Source organism: Comamonas koreensis, assembly GCF_014076495.1.
Lineage (GTDB): Bacteria > Pseudomonadota > Gammaproteobacteria > Burkholderiales > Burkholderiaceae_C > Comamonas > Comamonas squillarum.
This window is the reverse complement of record NZ_CP043575.1, coordinates 3,956,209-3,971,774: the sequence shown is the minus strand read 5'-3', so window position 1 is coordinate 3,971,774 and position 15,566 is coordinate 3,956,209. Positions and strand designations below refer to the sequence as shown.

Below are 15,566 nucleotides of genomic sequence, written 5' to 3'. Positions count from 1 at the left end.
CCATATGGTGGATAAATGCCTGTAGATAGCCCTGACCAGACCCCGTTGATGCCTTACCAGTATCCGAACCCACCTGATGCGCTGCCCGAGATCGTGGTGGAAAGCGCCATCCCCACCGATGAGCGGCTGTGGGTGCCGCAGGCCGAGAATGTCTGGTTTCGTCCGCTTTGCCTCAATGCCAGCCAGGGTTACTGGATGAACTTGCTCAAGGTGCGCAAGTCCGGGGTGCTCAGCCGCCACCGCCACCCCCAGGCGGTGCATGGCTTTGTGCTCAAGGGCCGCTGGAAATACCTGGAGCACGACTGGTGGGCCAAGGAAGGCAGCTATGTGTTCGAGCCACCAGGCGAGACCCACACCTTGTATGTGCCCGAAGACTGCGAGGAAATGATCACCTACTTCCAGGTCAATGGTGTCATGTACTACACCGACCCCTGGGGCAAGGGCATGGGTTTTGAGGACGTGTTCACCAAGATCGACATGTGCCGCAAGCACTTCGAGGCCGTTGGCCTGGGTGCCGATTACACCAACCAGTTCATCCGCTGACATGGCCGATTGCAGCTACCAATTTGGCGGCCGCGTGGCCCTGGTGACGGGGGGCGCCAGCGGCATTGGTGCCAGCCTGGTGCAGGCCTTGCAGCAAGCGGGCGCGCGGGTCGCCGTTTGGGATTTGCAGCCGCTTGCCGCAGCGCTGGCCGGCGATGCGCTGTTCTGCCCGGTCGATGTGACCGAGCCGGCCAGCATCCAGGCGGCGCTGGCGCAGACCTTGGCCCGCCTGGGCCGGGTTGACATGCTGATCAACAGCGCCGGTATCACCGGGCCCACGATGGCTCTCGATGCCTTTGACGATGCCGTCTGGCAAAGGGTGATCGACATCAACCTGGTCGGTGTCTACCACGTCTGCAAGGCGGTCGTGCCGGTGCTGCGTGCCCAGGGCTATGGCCGGGTGGTGAATATCGCCTCGCTCGCAGGCAAGGAGGGCACGCCCAATGCGTCGGCCTACAGCGCCGCCAAGGCCGGGGTGCTGGCGCTGACCAAATCGCTGGGCAAGGAGCTGGCCGGCAGCGGCGTGCTGGTCAATGCGGTGGCACCGGCAGCGGTGCGCACGCCCATTTTGGAGCAGATGGCCCCCGAGCATGTGGCCACGATGATTGCCAAGAGCCCGATGGGGCGGCTGGGCGAGCCCGAGGAGATTGCGGCCCAGGTGCTGTGGCTGGCGTCTGACGCCTGCTCGTTCAGCACTGGGGCGGTGTTTGATGTATCCGGTGGACGTGCGACCTATTGAAACTGCACGACAAAGTAAAAACAGAGGAGACAGTATGAACATGAGCAAAACGCGCCGAGGCGCCATCGGCTTGTTTGCGGCCAGTGCCAGCGCGGTATTGATGGCGCTGGGCAATGTCGCAGCAGCTGCTGATTTCCCGACGCGCCAGATCGAGTTGATCGTGCCCTTCCAGCCCGGTGGCGGCACCGACGGTGTGGCCCGTGCCTTTGGTGAGGCGGCGCGCAAGCACATTCCCCAAAGCGTGGTGGTGATCAACAAGCCTGGTGCCAGCGGCGCCATTGGCTGGACCGACATGATCAATGCCAAGCCTGATGGCTACAAGCTGGCCGTGGTGACGGTGGAGCTCGTGACCCTCAAGCCCATGGGCCTGGCCAAGTTCTCGTACGACGATGTGCAGCCCATCATCCAGTTCAATGCCGACCCGGCCGCGATCACCGTGCGCGCCGATGCGCCCTGGAATACGATTGAAGAGTTCCTCGCCGCCTCCAAGAAGGACCCCGGCAAGATGGGCGTGGGCAATGCCGGCAATGGCTCGATCTGGCACTTCGCCGCCACGGCGCTGGGCGACAAGACCGGCATCCAGTTCAACCATATCCCGTTCCAGGGCGCGGGCCCGGCCGTGCTGGCGCTGATGGGGGGCCACGTCGATGCGGTGGCGGTGAGCCCGGCCGAAGTGGCCCAGCAGCTGCAGGCGGGCAAGCTCAAGATGCTGGCCGTGATGGCAGACCAGCGCGTGAAGAACTTCGACAAGGTCCCCACCCTGAAGGAAAAGGGCATCGACCTGAGCATTGGCACCTGGCGCGGCATTGCCGGCCCCAAGAAGCTGCCTACCGATGTGCTGAACTACCTCAAGGCGGCGGCCAAGAAGACCGTCGATGAGCCGGCCTTCCAGGAAGTGCTGGCCAAACAGAACCTGGGCTTTGTCTATGCCGACGACCAGGGCTTCCGCAACCAGATGATGAAGGATGCGACCTATTTCGCCGACCTGATCAAACTGCTGGACATGAAGAACTGAGCCCCAAGCGGGCGATAAGCAAGCAATGCGAGAGATGCGAGTGATGACTACGACCTACCAGAAAGACCTGTTGACAGGCAAGACCGCCCTGGTCGCCGGCGCCACCCAAGGCATTGGCGCCGTGATCGCCAACCATTTGGCAGCGCTGGGCGCGCGCGTGATTGCGCTGGGCCTGGGCGAGGGCGATGGCACGCTGGATGCTGGGGTGGAGGTGCGCCAGGCCGATGTCACGCGCCAGGCCGATCTGGATGGGGCGCTCGCCGATCTGGACGAGCTCGACATCGTCTTCAACTGCGCGGGCATCATCAAGCGCGGCCTGGAGCACGATGTGGAGGTTTTCCAGCGCGTGCTGGAGGTGAACCTGACCGGCACCATGCGGGTCTGCACCGCCACGCGCGACAAGCTGCGCGCCCGGCGCGGCTGCATTGTCAACACCGCATCGATGCTGACCTTCTTTGGTGGTGGCCTGGTGCCCGGCTATGCGGCCAGCAAGGGTGGCATTGGCCAACTCACCAAGTCGCTTGCCATTGCCTATGCGGCCGATGGCATTCGGGTGAACGCGATTGCTCCGGGCTGGATTGCGACGCCGCTGACCCAAGCGCTGCAGGACGACCCGGCCCGCTCGGGCCCCATCCTGGCACGCACGCCGCTGGCCCGCTGGGGCACACCGCAGGATGTGGCACAGGCGGCCGTGTTCCTCTGCACGCCGGCGGCCAGCTTTATGACGGGCGTGGTGCTGCCGGTCGATGGCGGCTATATGGTGAGCTGACGCCCCCAAGGGCGGTGGCAGCACGCTGCCCATCCAAAGACAAATGCCCTCGGCCAAGGTGGCCGAGGGCATTTTTTTTTGGGAGGATGGATGGGTCTTCAGTCCTTGGGGCGGAAGCCAATGACCAGGCTCGACGGCACGCGGCCATCGGTGTCGCGCGGCAAGGTCTCGGTCTTGTGCATTGCGCGGACAACGGCATCGTCCCAGGCCTTGTTGCCGCTGGACTTGGTGACGCGCACGCCCACGATGGTGCCATCGGGGGCAGCGCGCACTTCCAGCTCGGCACGCGGGTTGCCCTGGATGTCATCAGGGAAGGTGATGTTGGGGCGCACCTTGGCAGCGACCTTGCCGCCATAGCCGGCCGATGGGCCGCCTTGGCCAGAGGCGCTGCCCGATGGCGTGCCACCCTGGCTGCTGCCGGCCGCACCTGCAGCGCCTGCCATACCGGCCATGCGGGCGATATTGGCCTGGCGCTGGGCTTCGGCGGCCTTGGCATCTGCTGCTGCCTTGGCTTTGGCGTCAGCAGCGGCCTTGGCCTTGGCGTCCGCTGCTGCTTTGGCTTTCGCATCTGCAGCGGCCTTGGCCTTGGCCTTGGCGTCGGCTTCTGCCTTGGCTTTCTCGGCCTTCTCGCGCTCGGCCTTGTCCTTCTCGGCTTTTTCCCGGGCGTCCTTTTCCTTTTGCAGGCGGTCCTTCTTGTCCTGCTCGGCCTGCTTCTTGCGGTCGGCTTCCTTGCGGTCCTTCTCCGCCTTCTCGGCCTTTTCGCGGGCATCCTTTTCCTTTTGCAGGCGTTCCTGGCGCTCCTCTTCCAGGCGATCCTTCTTGTCCTGCTCGGCTTGCTTCTTGCGCTCGGCTTCCTTGCGCTGGGCCAGCTCACGCTCCTTTTGCTCGCGCTGCTTGGCTTCCTGCTCCTTTTTCTTGCGCAGGGCAATCTCGGACTCGCGGTCGTCGTCATCCTGCACGGCCGCCACGGGCTTGGGCGTGGTCACGGCCGGGGCGGGCGCGGGGGGCGGAGGTGGCGGAACCGGGGCGGGCGGCGGCGGTGCCACGGGCGGGGGAGGTGGGGGCGGCGTCAGCGGCGCAGGCGCGGCCTGCTCATTGGTGGGCGCCCACAGCTCGGCTTCGACCGAGGGCTGGTCGCTGTCGCGCGGGTTGCGCACGGTCCACAGCAGGGCGACGACCACCAGCAAGTGGGCCGCAGCCGCCACGGTCCAGGACTTGGTCCGTGACGGAGGTTTGGGAGGGGCAAGCTGATCGCGCTCTTGACGAGGAGACATGGGCACTCTTCTTATTGGCTGCCACCAGCCACTTGCAGGGCGACACGTTTGACACCGGCCTTCTGCAAGGTCGACATGGCATCGATCACCTTCTGGTAGGCCAGGTCCTTGTCCGCCACGATGAGCATGGCGCTGTCCTCAGGCGGGTTGTCCGCTTGCCAGGCCTTGGCCCGGTCGGCCAGGTCGCCCGCGGCCACGGCCTGCGTGACATTGCCGGTCTTGAGCTGGATCGAGCCGTCCTTGTCCAGCAGCACATGGGCGATGTTCTTGGTGGACGGGCGCTCGCTCTTGCCTGCCTTGGGCAGGTTGATGGCGCCCGGCGTGAGCATGGGGGCGGTGACCATGAAGATGATCAGCAGCACCAGCATCACGTCGATGAAGGGCACCATGTTGATCTCGTTGACGGTGCGGCGGTTGCGTTTTCCGCGAGAGGCGACGGCCGGCATGGCTGTTTCCTTTGTATTTAGTGCGCAGCGTGCAGCGGCTGGGCACCCAGGTTGCGCTGCAAGATGTTGGAGAACTCTTCAATGAAGGTTTCTTGCTGGCTGGCGATGCGGTCAATGCCGCTGGAGAAGCGGTTGTAGGCAGTCACGGCGGGAATCGCCGCGAACAGGCCCATGGCCGTGGCCACCAGCGCTTCGGCAATGCCGGGCGCGACGGTGGCCAGGGTGATCTGTTCCATGCTGGCAAAGCCGGTGAAGGCGTGCATCACGCCCCAGACCGTGCCGAACAGACCGACATACGGGGAGACCGAGCCGATGGTGCCCAGCAGCGACAGGCCCGATTCGATCTCGTCCATCTCGCGCTGGAAGCTCGCACGCATCGCGCGGCGGGTGCCGTCGAGCAGGGTGTCGGGGTTGGTGATGTGGCGCTCGCGCAGTTTCTGGTACTCGCGCATGCCGCTGGCAAAGATGCGTTCCATCGGGCCGCAGGCTTTGACGTTGTGCATCGCGTTCTGGTAGAGCTCGTTGAGGCTGGAGCCGGACCAGAAGTCGCTCTCGAAGCTCTCATTCTTGTTCTTGATGGCTTTGAGCATGCCGACCTTGCGCAGGATCGTGGCCCAGCAGGCGACCGAGGCGGCCACCAGGATCAGCATCACGAGTTGCACCACCCAGCTGGCGTGCAAGACCAGGCTCGCAATGGACATTTCTTGGGAATTCATGAGATGGTTTGGATCAGGGATTGAGGAATTCTTGCCGGGCGCATGCTGAGGGCATCGACCCAGCCGATACGGATTGTGCCCTCACACAGCAGTTGAGGTGTATCTGTTGGTTGCTTCTGTTTTAAGAGCACGCGCTGCGCGATCTGCATCGAAGCGCGCCCCGCTTCTTGGAGCGCTGCCGTCACGATGAGTTCATCGTCCAGACGTGCAGGTTGTAAATATTTGATATGGGCTTCGCTGACCACAAACATGCCGCCCACCTGCTCGCGCAGGCGCTGCTGCTCCAGTCCCAGTGAGCGCAGCCATTCGGTGCGGCCCCGCTCCATGAACTTGAGGTAGTTCGCGTAGAACACGATGCCGCCGGCATCGGTGTCCTCCCAGTACATGCGGATCGGAAACTCAAAGGCCATGGCTATCGCCTTTCAAAGGGGCTTTATAGCGTGGCTGAAAGGTGGCGCTGCGCCGCACCCCTTGCGGGGCGACTGGCAGTGGGCAAGGCGCAGCGGTCTGCATCATCAGGCCAGCAGCTTGCGCAGCCGGGCAATGGCCTCTTGCAGCTGCTCCATCGAGTTGGCGGTCGAAAAGCGCACGAAGCGGCCGGTGTCATGGCTGCCAAAGTCGCGCCCCGGCGTGATGGCCAGGTGGGCCCGCTCCATCACCGCATAGGCAAAGTCCCAGGAGCCTTCCACGCCCAGCTTCTTGGCCGCCTGCGTGCAATCGGCCCAGGCGTAGAAAGCGCCATCGGGCGCGACCGGCACCGGCAGGCCCAGCGCTTCGAGCGCGGGGATGAAGTAATCGCGCCGGGCCTTGAACTCGGCGCGGCGGCGCTCGTACTCGGCAATGCTCTCGGGCGCAAAACAGGCCAGCGCTGCGTGTTGCGCAATCGTGCTGGCGCAGATGAACAGGTTCTGCGCCACGCGCTCGATCACCGGCACCAGGGCCTCGGGCACCACGGCCCAGCCCAGGCGCCAGCCGGTCATGTTGAAGTACTTGCTGAAGCTGTTGATCGAGATGATGTTGTCATCGATCGCGAGCGCAGTCTGGCCAAAGGCCTCGTCATAGGACAGGCCCAAGTAGATCTCGTCGATGATGGTCAGGCCGTCGCGGGCCTTGACCACCTCGTGGATGCGGCGCAGCTCCTGCGGCGCAATCGAGCTGCCCGTGGGGTTGGAGGGCGAGGCCAGCAGCACGCCACGGGTCTTGTCGCCCCAGGCGGCCTGCACCTTGTCGGCGCTCAGCTGAAAGCGCTCCTCGGCCGTCGTGGGCAGCAGCACCGCCTGGCCTTCTGCTGCGCTGACAAAGTGGCGGTTGCAGGGGTAGCTGGGGTCGGGCATCAGGATCTCGTCGCCGGCATCGATCAGCGACAGGCACACGAGCTGCAAGGCAGCCGATGCGCCGGCGGTGATGACGATGCGGCGCGCCGGCACATCGATGCCAAAGCGCTGCTTGTACCAGTCGGACAGCGCCTGGCGCAAGGGCTCGATGCCCAGCGCCGGGGTGTACTGCGTGCGGCCTTCGCCAATGGCGCGCTCGGCGGCCTGCTGCACCAGCTGCGGTGCGGTGAAGTCCGGCTCGCCGATGTTCAGGAAGATCATCGGCTCCGCGCTGCCCGCCACCTGGGCCGCCAGTGCCTGGGCGGCCTTGGCGACCTCCATCACATAAAACGGCTCAATGCGCTCGGCTCGGGTGGCGATTTTCATGGTCTTCAGCTTGGATCAGAGGGCTCCCACAGCGTTGGCGGCATATGGGCAAGCACGGAGTGTGCTATCAAAAGTATAACTGGCAGCGGCTAAGCCCTTAGAAAAACCGATGCCAGCGCGCAGGCATGGGCATCGGTGGTCAGGGCGATCAGGCCGCGTTGTTGCGGTCAGCAGTCACTTCGGCGGCGCGCAAGCTTGGGGCCAGCGCGTTGAGCACGGCGTTCACATACTTGTAGCCGTCGGTGCCGCCAAATTCCTTGGCCAGCTCGATACTTTCGTTGATGACCACGCGCCATGGCACATCCAGGCAGTGCTGGAATTCATAGACGCCAATCCACATGCAGGCATGCTCGATGGGCGAGATCTCTTCCATCTTGCGGTCCAGATGGGGCAGGATCTGCGCATTGAGCTGCTCGGCCGCCTCGATGCATCCGTGCAGCAGTGCGTCGTAGTGGGCAGCATCGGCCTTGTGAAAGCCCGCCAGATCGCGCGTGAACAGGTCGATCTCGGTGGCGCTGTTGCCGCTCAGGATGTACTGGTAGAGCGCCTGCAGCGCGAACTCACGCGAGCGGCTGCGGGTGGACTTGGAGGCGGCCTTGCGCGCGCCGGTGGAGGTCAGACCCTTGCGGGCCTGGCGCGGAGGGCGCTGGCTGGAGGAAGAGTCGCTCTGGTCGTTTTCGTTCATAGTGTTTTCAGCAGATTGGCCATCTCGACAGCGACGATGGCGGCATCGCGCCCCTTGTCGATCTGGCGGGCGATGGCCTGGGCTTCGTTTTCAGTGGTGAGGATGGCGTTGGCCACGGGGATCTGGAAATCCAGGCCGATGCGGGTGACGCCAGCGCCCGATTCGTTGGCCACCAGTTCAAAGTGGTAGGTTTCGCCGCGGATGATGCAGCCCAGCGCAATCAGCGCGTCGAATTCTTCGGATTCGGCCATGGCCTGCAGTGCCACGGGCACTTCGAGTGCGCCGGGCACTTTGACATGGCGGATGTTCTCGGCTTGCACGCCCATGGCGTCCAGCTCCTGCAGGCAGGCCTGGGCCAGGCTGTCGGTGATGCTTTCGTTGAACCGGGCCTGCACAATGCCGATGGCAAGCGCGCTGCCATCCAGGTTGATGGCACTGCCTTTTTCTGCTCCAAACATGCTGCTTATTCCTTGTTGATGTATCCGGTGATCTCAAGCCCGTAGCCGGCCATGCTGGGCAGGCGGCGGGGCGCGCCCAGCAGGCGCATCTTCTGCACGCCACAGTCGCGCAGGATCTGGGCACCGATGCCATAGGTGCGCAGGTCCATGCGGCCGCGCTCGGGCGCTTGCGCAGCGCGTGCCTTGCCGTCGAACTGGCGGATCAGCTGGGAGGCGCTTTCATTGCAGTTGAGCAGCACGGCCACGCCGCAGTTTTGCTGCTGCAAATAGGCCAGGCTCGCGTCCAGGGTCCAGCTGTGCATCGCGCGGCCGCTCTCGAGCAGGTCCATCACCGACAGCGGCTCGTGCACGCGCACGGGTACATCGCTGACCGTCTGCACGCTGCCCTTGACCAGGGCCATGTGCACCGCGTGGCTGGCATGGTCCTGGTAGAGGTGGGCGGTGAATTCGCCATGCGCCGTCTGCAGCGGGCGGCTGCTGATGCGCTCGACCAGCGATTCGTGGCGGCTGCGGTATTCGATCAGGTCGGCAATAGTGCCGATCTTGATGCCGTGCTCGGCGCAGAACAGCTGCAGATCGGGCAGGCGGGCCATGGTACCGTCGTCCTTCATCACTTCGCAGATGACGGAAGAGGGCGAGCAGCCCGCCAGGCGCGCCAGGTCGCAACCGGCTTCGGTGTGACCCGCGCGCATCAGCACGCCGCCATCCACCGCCTGCAGCGGGAAGATATGGCCGGGCTGCACCAGGTCGCTGGCCTGGGCATTGGCGGCCACCGCGGCCTGCACGGTGCGGGCGCGGTCTGCGGCAGAGATGCCGGTGGTCACGCCTTCGGCCGCCTCGATCGAGACGGTGAAAGCGGTGGACAGCGGGGCGCCATTGTTGGCGGTCATCTGGCGCAGCTGCAGGCGCTCGCAGCGCTCGCGGGTCAGGGTCAGGCAGATGAGGCCCCGGCCCCACTTGGCCATGAAGTTGATGGCTTCCGGTGTGACATGGTCGGAGGCCAGCACCAGATCACCTTCGTTCTCGCGGTCGGCTTCATCGACCAGAACGACCATGCGGCCAGCGCGCATCTCGGCAACAATGTCCTCCACCGCAGAGATCGGCGCAGGGGTCAGGGGGCTGCTCATGGAATGCCTTTAAAGAACTTGTGTCGTGTCTGCGCGCAGATCTGCGGCGCGTGAGACAGTAAAAACCCCAATTTTAGACCAGCTGCTCCCCGGCTGGGCGGCTTTGGCGCTTCTGGGGACTGGCGCAGCGGGTCAATACTCGCCACGCATCAGCACCACATTGCCATCCGGATAGGCCACGCAGGGCAGGATGCAGCCCGCTTCCTTGTCCTCGGCGCTGAGCCCGGGCCATTCGATCTCGTAGTGCACACTGCCCGATTTCAATCGACCCACACAGGTGCGGCAGGTGCCATTGCGGCAGGAGCTGGGCCAGTCCACACCGCCTTCTTCCAGCGACTGCAGCAGCGGCGTGTCTGCCCAGGCATCGACCTGGATATCTTCGTTGTCGATCTGGGCGTTGTAGAGCTCGGGGGTGATGGGCATGGGGTGTGGATCCTATAGGCCATATCAAAACCATAGCTGCCCAGCTAAGTGTGGTAAGCACTGATGCTGGATAGCAAGGATGAGGCCAGTTTTGCTGAAATTGCGGGCAATGTAACACGCGGCTAATAAAAACATGGGCTTAGCGGGTTAAATGGCCCGCGATGCGCAGTTATCCACATGGTTGTTCAGCCATTTTCGGGATAACCCTAGCGCACCGCTGGCCGCTGGCCTGCATTGTCGCCCCCGCGTCTGTCGCCCAAGCGGCGCGCAAAGCAAATGTGAACACGTACAGTGCGAATGCATCCGGGGCTGCAAGCCTCTTCCAACATTGGGCGGCACAAGCGCCCGCATGGTGTAAAGGTGCGAACGTATGGGTTTGGATTTCAGCGACAAGGTAGCGATTGTGACGGGGGCCGGCGGCGGGCTGGGGCGTGAACATGCGTTGGCGCTGGCCCGGCGCGGGGCCAAGGTGCTGGTCAATGACCCGGGCGGCGCGGTGGACGGGCAGGGCAACTCGTCAGCGGCCGAGAAGGTGGTGCGCGAGATCGAGGCGCTGGGCGGCGTTGCCATGGCCAGCCATGCCTCGGTGACCGACTGGCCGGCGGTGCAGGCCATGGTGGCCCAGGTGGTCGAGCGCTGGGGCCAGGTCGATGTGCTGGTCAACAATGCCGGTACCTTGCGCGACAAGAGCTTTGCCAAGATGGAGATGGACGACTTCCGCGCCGTGCTGGAAGTGCATCTGATGGGCAGCGTGCACTGCTGCAAGGCCGTGTGGCCCTTTATGCAGGCGACCCACTACGGCCGCATTCTGGTGACGACCTCGTCATCGGGCCTGTTTGGCAACTTTGGCCAGAGCAACTATGCCGCCGCCAAGATGGCGCTGGTGGGCCTGATGCAGACCCTGGCGCTGGAAGGGGCCAAGTACAACATCCATGTGAATGCGCTCGCGCCCACGGCCGCCACGCGCATGACCGATGGCCTGCTGGCGCCCGAGATGCTGCGCGCACTGCGGCCCGAGCTGGTGAGCCCGGCCATGCTGGCGCTGGTGCACGAGAGCGCGCCGACGCGGGCCATCGTCTGCGCCGGGGCCGGCAGCTTCGAGGCTGCGCACATCACAATGACGCGCGGGCTGCACCTGAGTGCTGACAGCGTACCGGTGGACGAGATGGATGCCCACCTGGCCCAGCAATGGGCCGAGCTGACCGACCGCCGGGGCGATATCGTGCCGGACAACGGTTTTGTGCAGGGCGACCTGGAAATCCGCAAGGCGCAGCAAAAGCTGCACTAAGGCGCCGGCCCGCGTTGGGTGGTTGGTCTGATCCCCCGGTGCCCCGGGGCCGGGCTTTATTGCAGTACAGAAAACAACAGCGCGGGCGATCGCTACACGTTCTTACCAAGGTGTGCTGCGGCTATCGGGCTAAATCCCGAAGCCCGGTCAGGCTGAGCGTGCAATACTCTGCCAGTCGCCGGGCAACCTGCTATCGTGCAGCCCGGCTTAGACAAGAACAACGCAGATGAACCATATCCAAGAACGCATTGATGCCATTGGCACCCAGCGCCTGCTGGGCATTGGGCGAGGCATCGAGAAAGAAGGCCTGCGCGTGAACGACGAGGGTGCGCTGGCCCTGACGCCGCATCCGGCCGCTTTGGGCTCGGCGCTGACGCACAGCAGTATCACTACCGATTTCAGCGAGTCGCAGATCGAGATCATCACCGGCGTGCACCAGGGCGTGCAGGCCTGCCTCGATGAACTTTCCGAGGTGCACCAGTACGTCTACCAGGTCCTGCAGGCCAATGACGAGCGGCTGTGGATCTCGAGCATGCCTTGCTCGCTGCCTTCGGACGAGACCATTCCGCTGGGGCGCTATGGCACCTCGCACATTGGCCGCTCCAAAAGCATCTACCGCATGGGCCTGGGCCACCGCTATGGCCGGCGCATGCAGACCATCTCGGGCATCCACTACAACTGGTCGATGCCAGGGGTGAGCAGCGAGGCCTATTTTGGTCTGATCCGCAATTTCCGCCGCGAAGCCTTCTTGCTGCTTTATCTCTTTGGCGCATCGCCCGTGCTCTGTCCTTGCTTTGTGCAGGGCCGCCCGCACCAGCTGCAGCCGCTGGGTGATGGCCAGGGCGCCCTGCACCTGCCCCACGCAACCTCGCTGCGCATGGGGCGCCTGGGCTACCAAAGCGATGCCCAGGCCTCGATCAGCGTCAGCTACAACGACCTCAAGGGCTATGCCGATTCGCTCTATGGCGCCTTGACCCAGCCGTATCCAGCCTATGAAAAAGTGGGTGTGATCAACCCGGGCGGCGAGTACAACCAGCTGGGCACGAGCCTGCTGCAGATCGAAAACGAGTTCTACGGCACCATCCGCCCCAAGCGCACGGTGCAGCGCGGCGAGCGCCCGCTGCATGCGCTGCGCGAGCGCGGCGTCGAGTATGTTGAAGTGCGCTTGATGGACATCAATCCGTTTGACAGCATGGGCATCTCGGCCCCGACGATGCGCTTGCTCGATGTCTTCTTGCTGCACTGCCTGCTGAGCGACAGCCCGCCCGATTCGCCCGCTGAAATCGCCGAGATGAAGCACAACCAGCACATGGTGGCCGAGCGCGGCCGCGAGCCGGGCCTGACCCTGCAGCGCCAGGGCCAGGAAGTGCTGCTGACCGACTGGGCCCAAGAGGTGCTGCAAGCCTGCCAGCCCATTGCGGCGGCGCTGGACCAGGCCCATGGCACGCAGGACTACAGCCAGGCGCTCCAGCAATCCCAGCATCTGCTGGCCCACCCGGAGCAAACTCCATCGGCCCAGGTGCTGGCGGCGGTCAGCGGGCAGTTTGGCACCTCGTTCAAGGCCTTTGGCGCCGCCCAGTCGCAATGGGCCCGCGAGCAGACCCTCGCCCGCCCCTGGAGCGATGCGCTGACGGCCAAGTACCAGCAGCGTGCGGCCGAGTCGATCAAGGCGCAAAAGGACATGGAAGCGGCGGACACGGTGCCGTTCGAAGAATGGCGCCAGTGCTATATGTCTCCCGAACACCTGGTCGTGTCTTGATAGACCTCGTGCCCTAGAGCCCGCTGCTGCGGGCTTTTTTGTTGCTGGCACGCCGCAGCGGTCGGGGGCAGAATGCAAGCGTTTGCAAGAAGCTTTGCGCTTCTGTTTTGATAGCTGTCCACGTTGGCTATCATTTGTCCGACATCTTTGGGTGTTGATTTCTCGTATTGTTCTGCCATGGCGCACTTCTCTTCCGACCGCAGCTGGCGCACGTTCAAGCGTGGCCTGCTCAACCACTATGTGCTCAACGGGCTGGAAGTGGCGCTGGGCCTCTTTCTCGTAACCACGCTGGTGCAGCTGATCTGGGGCACGCAGCATGCGGCGGCGGCCTCGGTCGGGGTCATCGTCACCATCGTGGTAGACAACCCTGCGCCGCGCCGGGGCAAGTTCTGGCGCATGCTGCCTGCCCCCTTGCTGGGGGCGCCGCTGTTTTTCATGGTGCAGCTGATGCACCAGCACCTGGTGCTGCTGGGCCTGGTGGCCGTGTTGTCCACTTTTCTGGGCTTTTTGTGGATGGCCTGGGGCAAGCGCGGCGCGCCCATTGCCATTGCGGTGGTGCTGGCCATGGTGCTGGGCATGTCGGTGCCCAAGCCGGCCGAGGGGCAGCTGCTGGCCGCAGCGGCCGAATCGACGATGTTCTTCAGCATTGGCGCGGGCATGTTCCTGGTGTATGCGGTCATCGCCAACACCTTGCTCAATTTCCGCTACCGCGTGCAGTTCATCGCCGATACCGTGCTGTCGCTCGCTGCCCTCATGCTGGAGCAGGCGCGCATGGTGCTGCCCGAGGCGGCCCGCCATGTCGGGCTGGAAGGGGAGTCGGTCGATGGCGAGGCCTATGGCGACAACCTGGCCGACCGCAATTTTGGCAAATTCTCGCGTTCAGGCCAGCCCCAGCAGCACATGGGCCAGCTGATGGCCCGGCACGCAGCCTTTGCCGACCAGCTGCAGGCGGCCCGCGACATTGTGCTGGAGAGCCCGCGCACGCCGCGCCGCCAACGCCTGGCCGGCATGCTGATGCAGATGCTGGAGATCCGCGACCACCTGCTCGCCTGCGAGCTGGACCTGGAGCATTTGCGCAAGTCGCCCGAGCAGGCGCCGATGCTGCTGGCCCAGCAGGCCATGCTGCGTGCCCTGGCGATGGAGGTGGTGCACCTGGCCGACAGCCTGCTGCTGGGCCGCAAGCCCCGCGCGATGAGCAATCTTGACGCCTTGCTGCGCCCCATGCAGATGGCCAGCAAGCTGCCCGCGCAGCGGCTCGAAGAATCGCTGCCTGACCACTACGACACGGACGTCTCGCCCCAGGCACTGTCACGCGAGCTGAGCGAGCGCATTGTGCGCATCCATGAAGAGGTCAACCGCTTGATCGGCCTGGGCCGCGACGAGGTCGAGCCCGATCTGGCCGTGGTGCGCGCGAGCTGGCAGATGTTTGTCAGCCCGACGGCCTGGTCCTGGACGCCATTCAAGGGCCTGATGAGCTGGGATGCGCCTCCGCTGCGCCATGCGATCCGCGCGGCGCTGGCCATTGCGGTGGGCTACCTGGTGGTGCAGGTCCTTCCCTGGAATGCCCATGCCTACTGGGTGCTGCTGACGATTGTGGTGGTGCTGCGCGGCAGCCTGGCGCAGACCCTGGAGCGGCGCACAGTGCGGGTGCTGGGCACCTTGCTGGGCTGCGTGGCGGCGCTGGCCATCTTGTCGGCGCATCTGTCGCCGCTGGGTTTGATTCTGTGCCTGACGCTGGCCCAGGGCGTCGCGCACGGCTTTGCGCTGCGCCGCTACCTGTTCACCGCGATGGGCGCCACGGTGCTGGGCCTGGTGCAGGCGCATATGCTGCATGCCGGAGGCAGCACCACCTTCCATATGTTCGAGCGCGTGGTCGATACCTTGATCGGCACCGGCATTGCCTGGGCCTTTGCCTATGTGCTGCCGTCCTGGGAGCGTTCCCAGTTGCCCGCGCTCGTGCAGCGGGTGCTCAAAGCGCAGGCCGCGCATGCCAGCACGTCGCTGGCGGTGGACCAATTGCAGGCCGTGGACAACGCCCCCGAGCTGGCCTGGCGCCTGGCGCGGCGCGAAGCCTATGACAGCCTGTCCGCGCTGATCCAGGCCGTTGACCGCTCACTGAAAGAGCCGCGTGCCGTGCAGCCGCCGCTGCAGGCGCTCGAGCTGTTCCAGGCCCATTGCTACCAGCTGCTGGGCCAGATGTCTTCGGTCAAGATCATGCTGATGATGCGCCGGGGCCAGACGCCGTCGCCGTTTGCGGTGCAGCAGCTCCAGGACACCGCTGCCACCATCGATGCCTGCCTGCTGCAGGCGCCGCCGTTGCCGGCCGCTGGCGATGCCGAGGCCCAGCGCCCCGCCAAGATGCCCGCTCCCGAGCGCGTGCCAGGCCCGGAAGACCGCGACCAGCTCATTCCCTGGCTGATGCGGCGCCTGGCCACGGCACGCATTCTGGCCGGCCAGCTGCAGCAGGATGCCGTGCAGATCCGCCAGTTGCTAGCGCGCGAGGAGACCTTGCCGCCGGTGCAAGCAGATCCGGTTCAGGCGCAGTCCACTTGAGCGTGAAAAATGATGGAGGGCTTAGAGTCGCTAACACGACCCAGCAAACCGAAGGTTTGCGGTTGAGACTA

At 64.7% G+C, this 15,566-nt stretch carries 16 protein-coding genes; 7 read left to right on the top strand and 9 right to left on the bottom strand.

The genetic code is table 11. The features are described 5' to 3' along the window. The first annotated feature begins 15 nt into the window (after positions 1–15). The 4 genes from F0Q04_RS18110 to F0Q04_RS18095 are packed head-to-tail and all read left to right on the top strand — an operon-like array spanning position 16 to position 3,066. Positions 16–543, top strand: a complete 528-nt coding sequence (locus F0Q04_RS18110; protein WP_021026020.1) for a 2,4'-dihydroxyacetophenone dioxygenase family protein — start codon at positions 16–18, stop codon at positions 541–543. Between the two features lies 1 nt (position 544). Then, positions 545–1,282 carry an SDR family NAD(P)-dependent oxidoreductase gene (locus tag F0Q04_RS18105; RefSeq protein ID WP_182342752.1) on the top strand — a complete coding sequence of 246 codons (738 nt, stop codon included), beginning with the start codon at positions 545–547 and terminating at the stop codon, positions 1,280–1,282. A 34-nt stretch (positions 1,283–1,316) separates the two neighbouring features. Beyond that, positions 1,317–2,297 carry a Bug family tripartite tricarboxylate transporter substrate binding protein gene (locus F0Q04_RS18100; RefSeq protein ID WP_116925980.1) on the top strand — a complete coding sequence of 327 codons (981 nt, stop codon included), beginning with the start codon at positions 1,317–1,319 and terminating at the stop codon, positions 2,295–2,297. A gap of 43 nt (positions 2,298–2,340) precedes the next feature. Next, the gene (locus F0Q04_RS18095; protein WP_182342751.1) at positions 2,341–3,066 is read left to right on the top strand and encodes an SDR family NAD(P)-dependent oxidoreductase; all 726 of its coding nucleotides are present in this window, start codon (positions 2,341–2,343) and stop codon (positions 3,064–3,066) included. A 98-nt stretch (positions 3,067–3,164) separates the two neighbouring features. Here the strand turns inward: F0Q04_RS18095 and tolA are convergent, their stop codons facing one another. The 9 genes from tolA to F0Q04_RS18050 all read right to left on the bottom strand — a co-directional run bounded on the left by tolA (position 3,165) and on the right by F0Q04_RS18050 (position 9,895). Next, positions 3,165–4,340: a cell envelope integrity protein TolA gene (gene tolA / locus F0Q04_RS18090; RefSeq protein WP_182342749.1), complete on the bottom strand. Its 1,176-nt coding sequence runs from the start codon at positions 4,338–4,340 to the stop codon at positions 3,165–3,167. 11 nt (positions 4,341–4,351) lie between these two features. Next, positions 4,352–4,786: an ExbD/TolR family protein gene (locus F0Q04_RS18085; RefSeq protein WP_182342747.1), complete on the bottom strand. Its 435-nt coding sequence runs from the start codon at positions 4,784–4,786 to the stop codon at positions 4,352–4,354. A 17-nt stretch (positions 4,787–4,803) separates the two neighbouring features. Beyond that, positions 4,804–5,502 carry a protein TolQ gene (gene tolQ / locus F0Q04_RS18080; protein WP_021027305.1) on the bottom strand — a complete coding sequence of 233 codons (699 nt, stop codon included), beginning with the start codon at positions 5,500–5,502 and terminating at the stop codon, positions 4,804–4,806. After that, entirely contained in the window at positions 5,499–5,912 is a 414-nt protein-coding gene (gene ybgC, locus F0Q04_RS18075; RefSeq protein ID WP_116924447.1) for a tol-pal system-associated acyl-CoA thioesterase, read from the bottom strand. The genes tolQ and ybgC overlap by 4 nt, the downstream gene beginning before the upstream one ends. Positions 5,913–6,017: 105 nt before the next feature. Continuing rightward, positions 6,018–7,202 carry a pyridoxal phosphate-dependent aminotransferase gene (locus tag F0Q04_RS18070; protein WP_116924446.1) on the bottom strand — a complete coding sequence of 395 codons (1,185 nt, stop codon included), beginning with the start codon at positions 7,200–7,202 and terminating at the stop codon, positions 6,018–6,020. 148 nt (positions 7,203–7,350) lie between these two features. Continuing rightward, entirely contained in the window at positions 7,351–7,887 is a 537-nt protein-coding gene (gene nusB / locus F0Q04_RS18065) for a transcription antitermination factor NusB (protein WP_116924445.1), read from the bottom strand. Then, the gene (gene ribH / locus F0Q04_RS18060; RefSeq protein ID WP_116924444.1) at positions 7,884–8,345 is read right to left on the bottom strand and encodes a 6,7-dimethyl-8-ribityllumazine synthase; all 462 of its coding nucleotides are present in this window, start codon (positions 8,343–8,345) and stop codon (positions 7,884–7,886) included. The genes nusB and ribH overlap by 4 nt, the downstream gene beginning before the upstream one ends. A gap of 5 nt (positions 8,346–8,350) precedes the next feature. Beyond that, positions 8,351–9,472 (bottom strand): bifunctional 3,4-dihydroxy-2-butanone-4-phosphate synthase/GTP cyclohydrolase II, encoded by a 1,122-nt coding sequence (gene ribBA, locus F0Q04_RS18055; protein ID WP_182342744.1) that lies wholly within the window; start codon positions 9,470–9,472, stop codon positions 8,351–8,353. Between the two features lie 132 nt (positions 9,473–9,604). Then, the gene (locus tag F0Q04_RS18050; RefSeq protein ID WP_116924442.1) at positions 9,605–9,895 is read right to left on the bottom strand and encodes a 2Fe-2S iron-sulfur cluster-binding protein; all 291 of its coding nucleotides are present in this window, start codon (positions 9,893–9,895) and stop codon (positions 9,605–9,607) included. Positions 9,896–10,265: 370 nt separating this feature from the next. Between F0Q04_RS18050 and F0Q04_RS18045 the strand changes: the two genes are divergently transcribed. The 3 genes from F0Q04_RS18045 (at position 10,266) to F0Q04_RS18035 (ending at position 15,495) form a co-directional block, all read left to right on the top strand. Next, positions 10,266–11,183 (top strand): SDR family NAD(P)-dependent oxidoreductase, encoded by a 918-nt coding sequence (locus F0Q04_RS18045; protein WP_182342742.1) that lies wholly within the window; start codon positions 10,266–10,268, stop codon positions 11,181–11,183. A gap of 226 nt (positions 11,184–11,409) precedes the next feature. Beyond that, positions 11,410–12,942 (top strand): glutamate--cysteine ligase, encoded by a 1,533-nt coding sequence (gshA, locus tag F0Q04_RS18040; RefSeq protein ID WP_116924440.1) that lies wholly within the window; start codon positions 11,410–11,412, stop codon positions 12,940–12,942. A 177-nt stretch (positions 12,943–13,119) separates the two neighbouring features. Next, complete coding sequence (locus F0Q04_RS18035; RefSeq protein WP_182342740.1) at positions 13,120–15,495, top strand: FUSC family protein; 2,376 nt, start codon at positions 13,120–13,122, stop codon at positions 15,493–15,495. Positions 15,496–15,566: the final 71 nt, after the last annotated feature.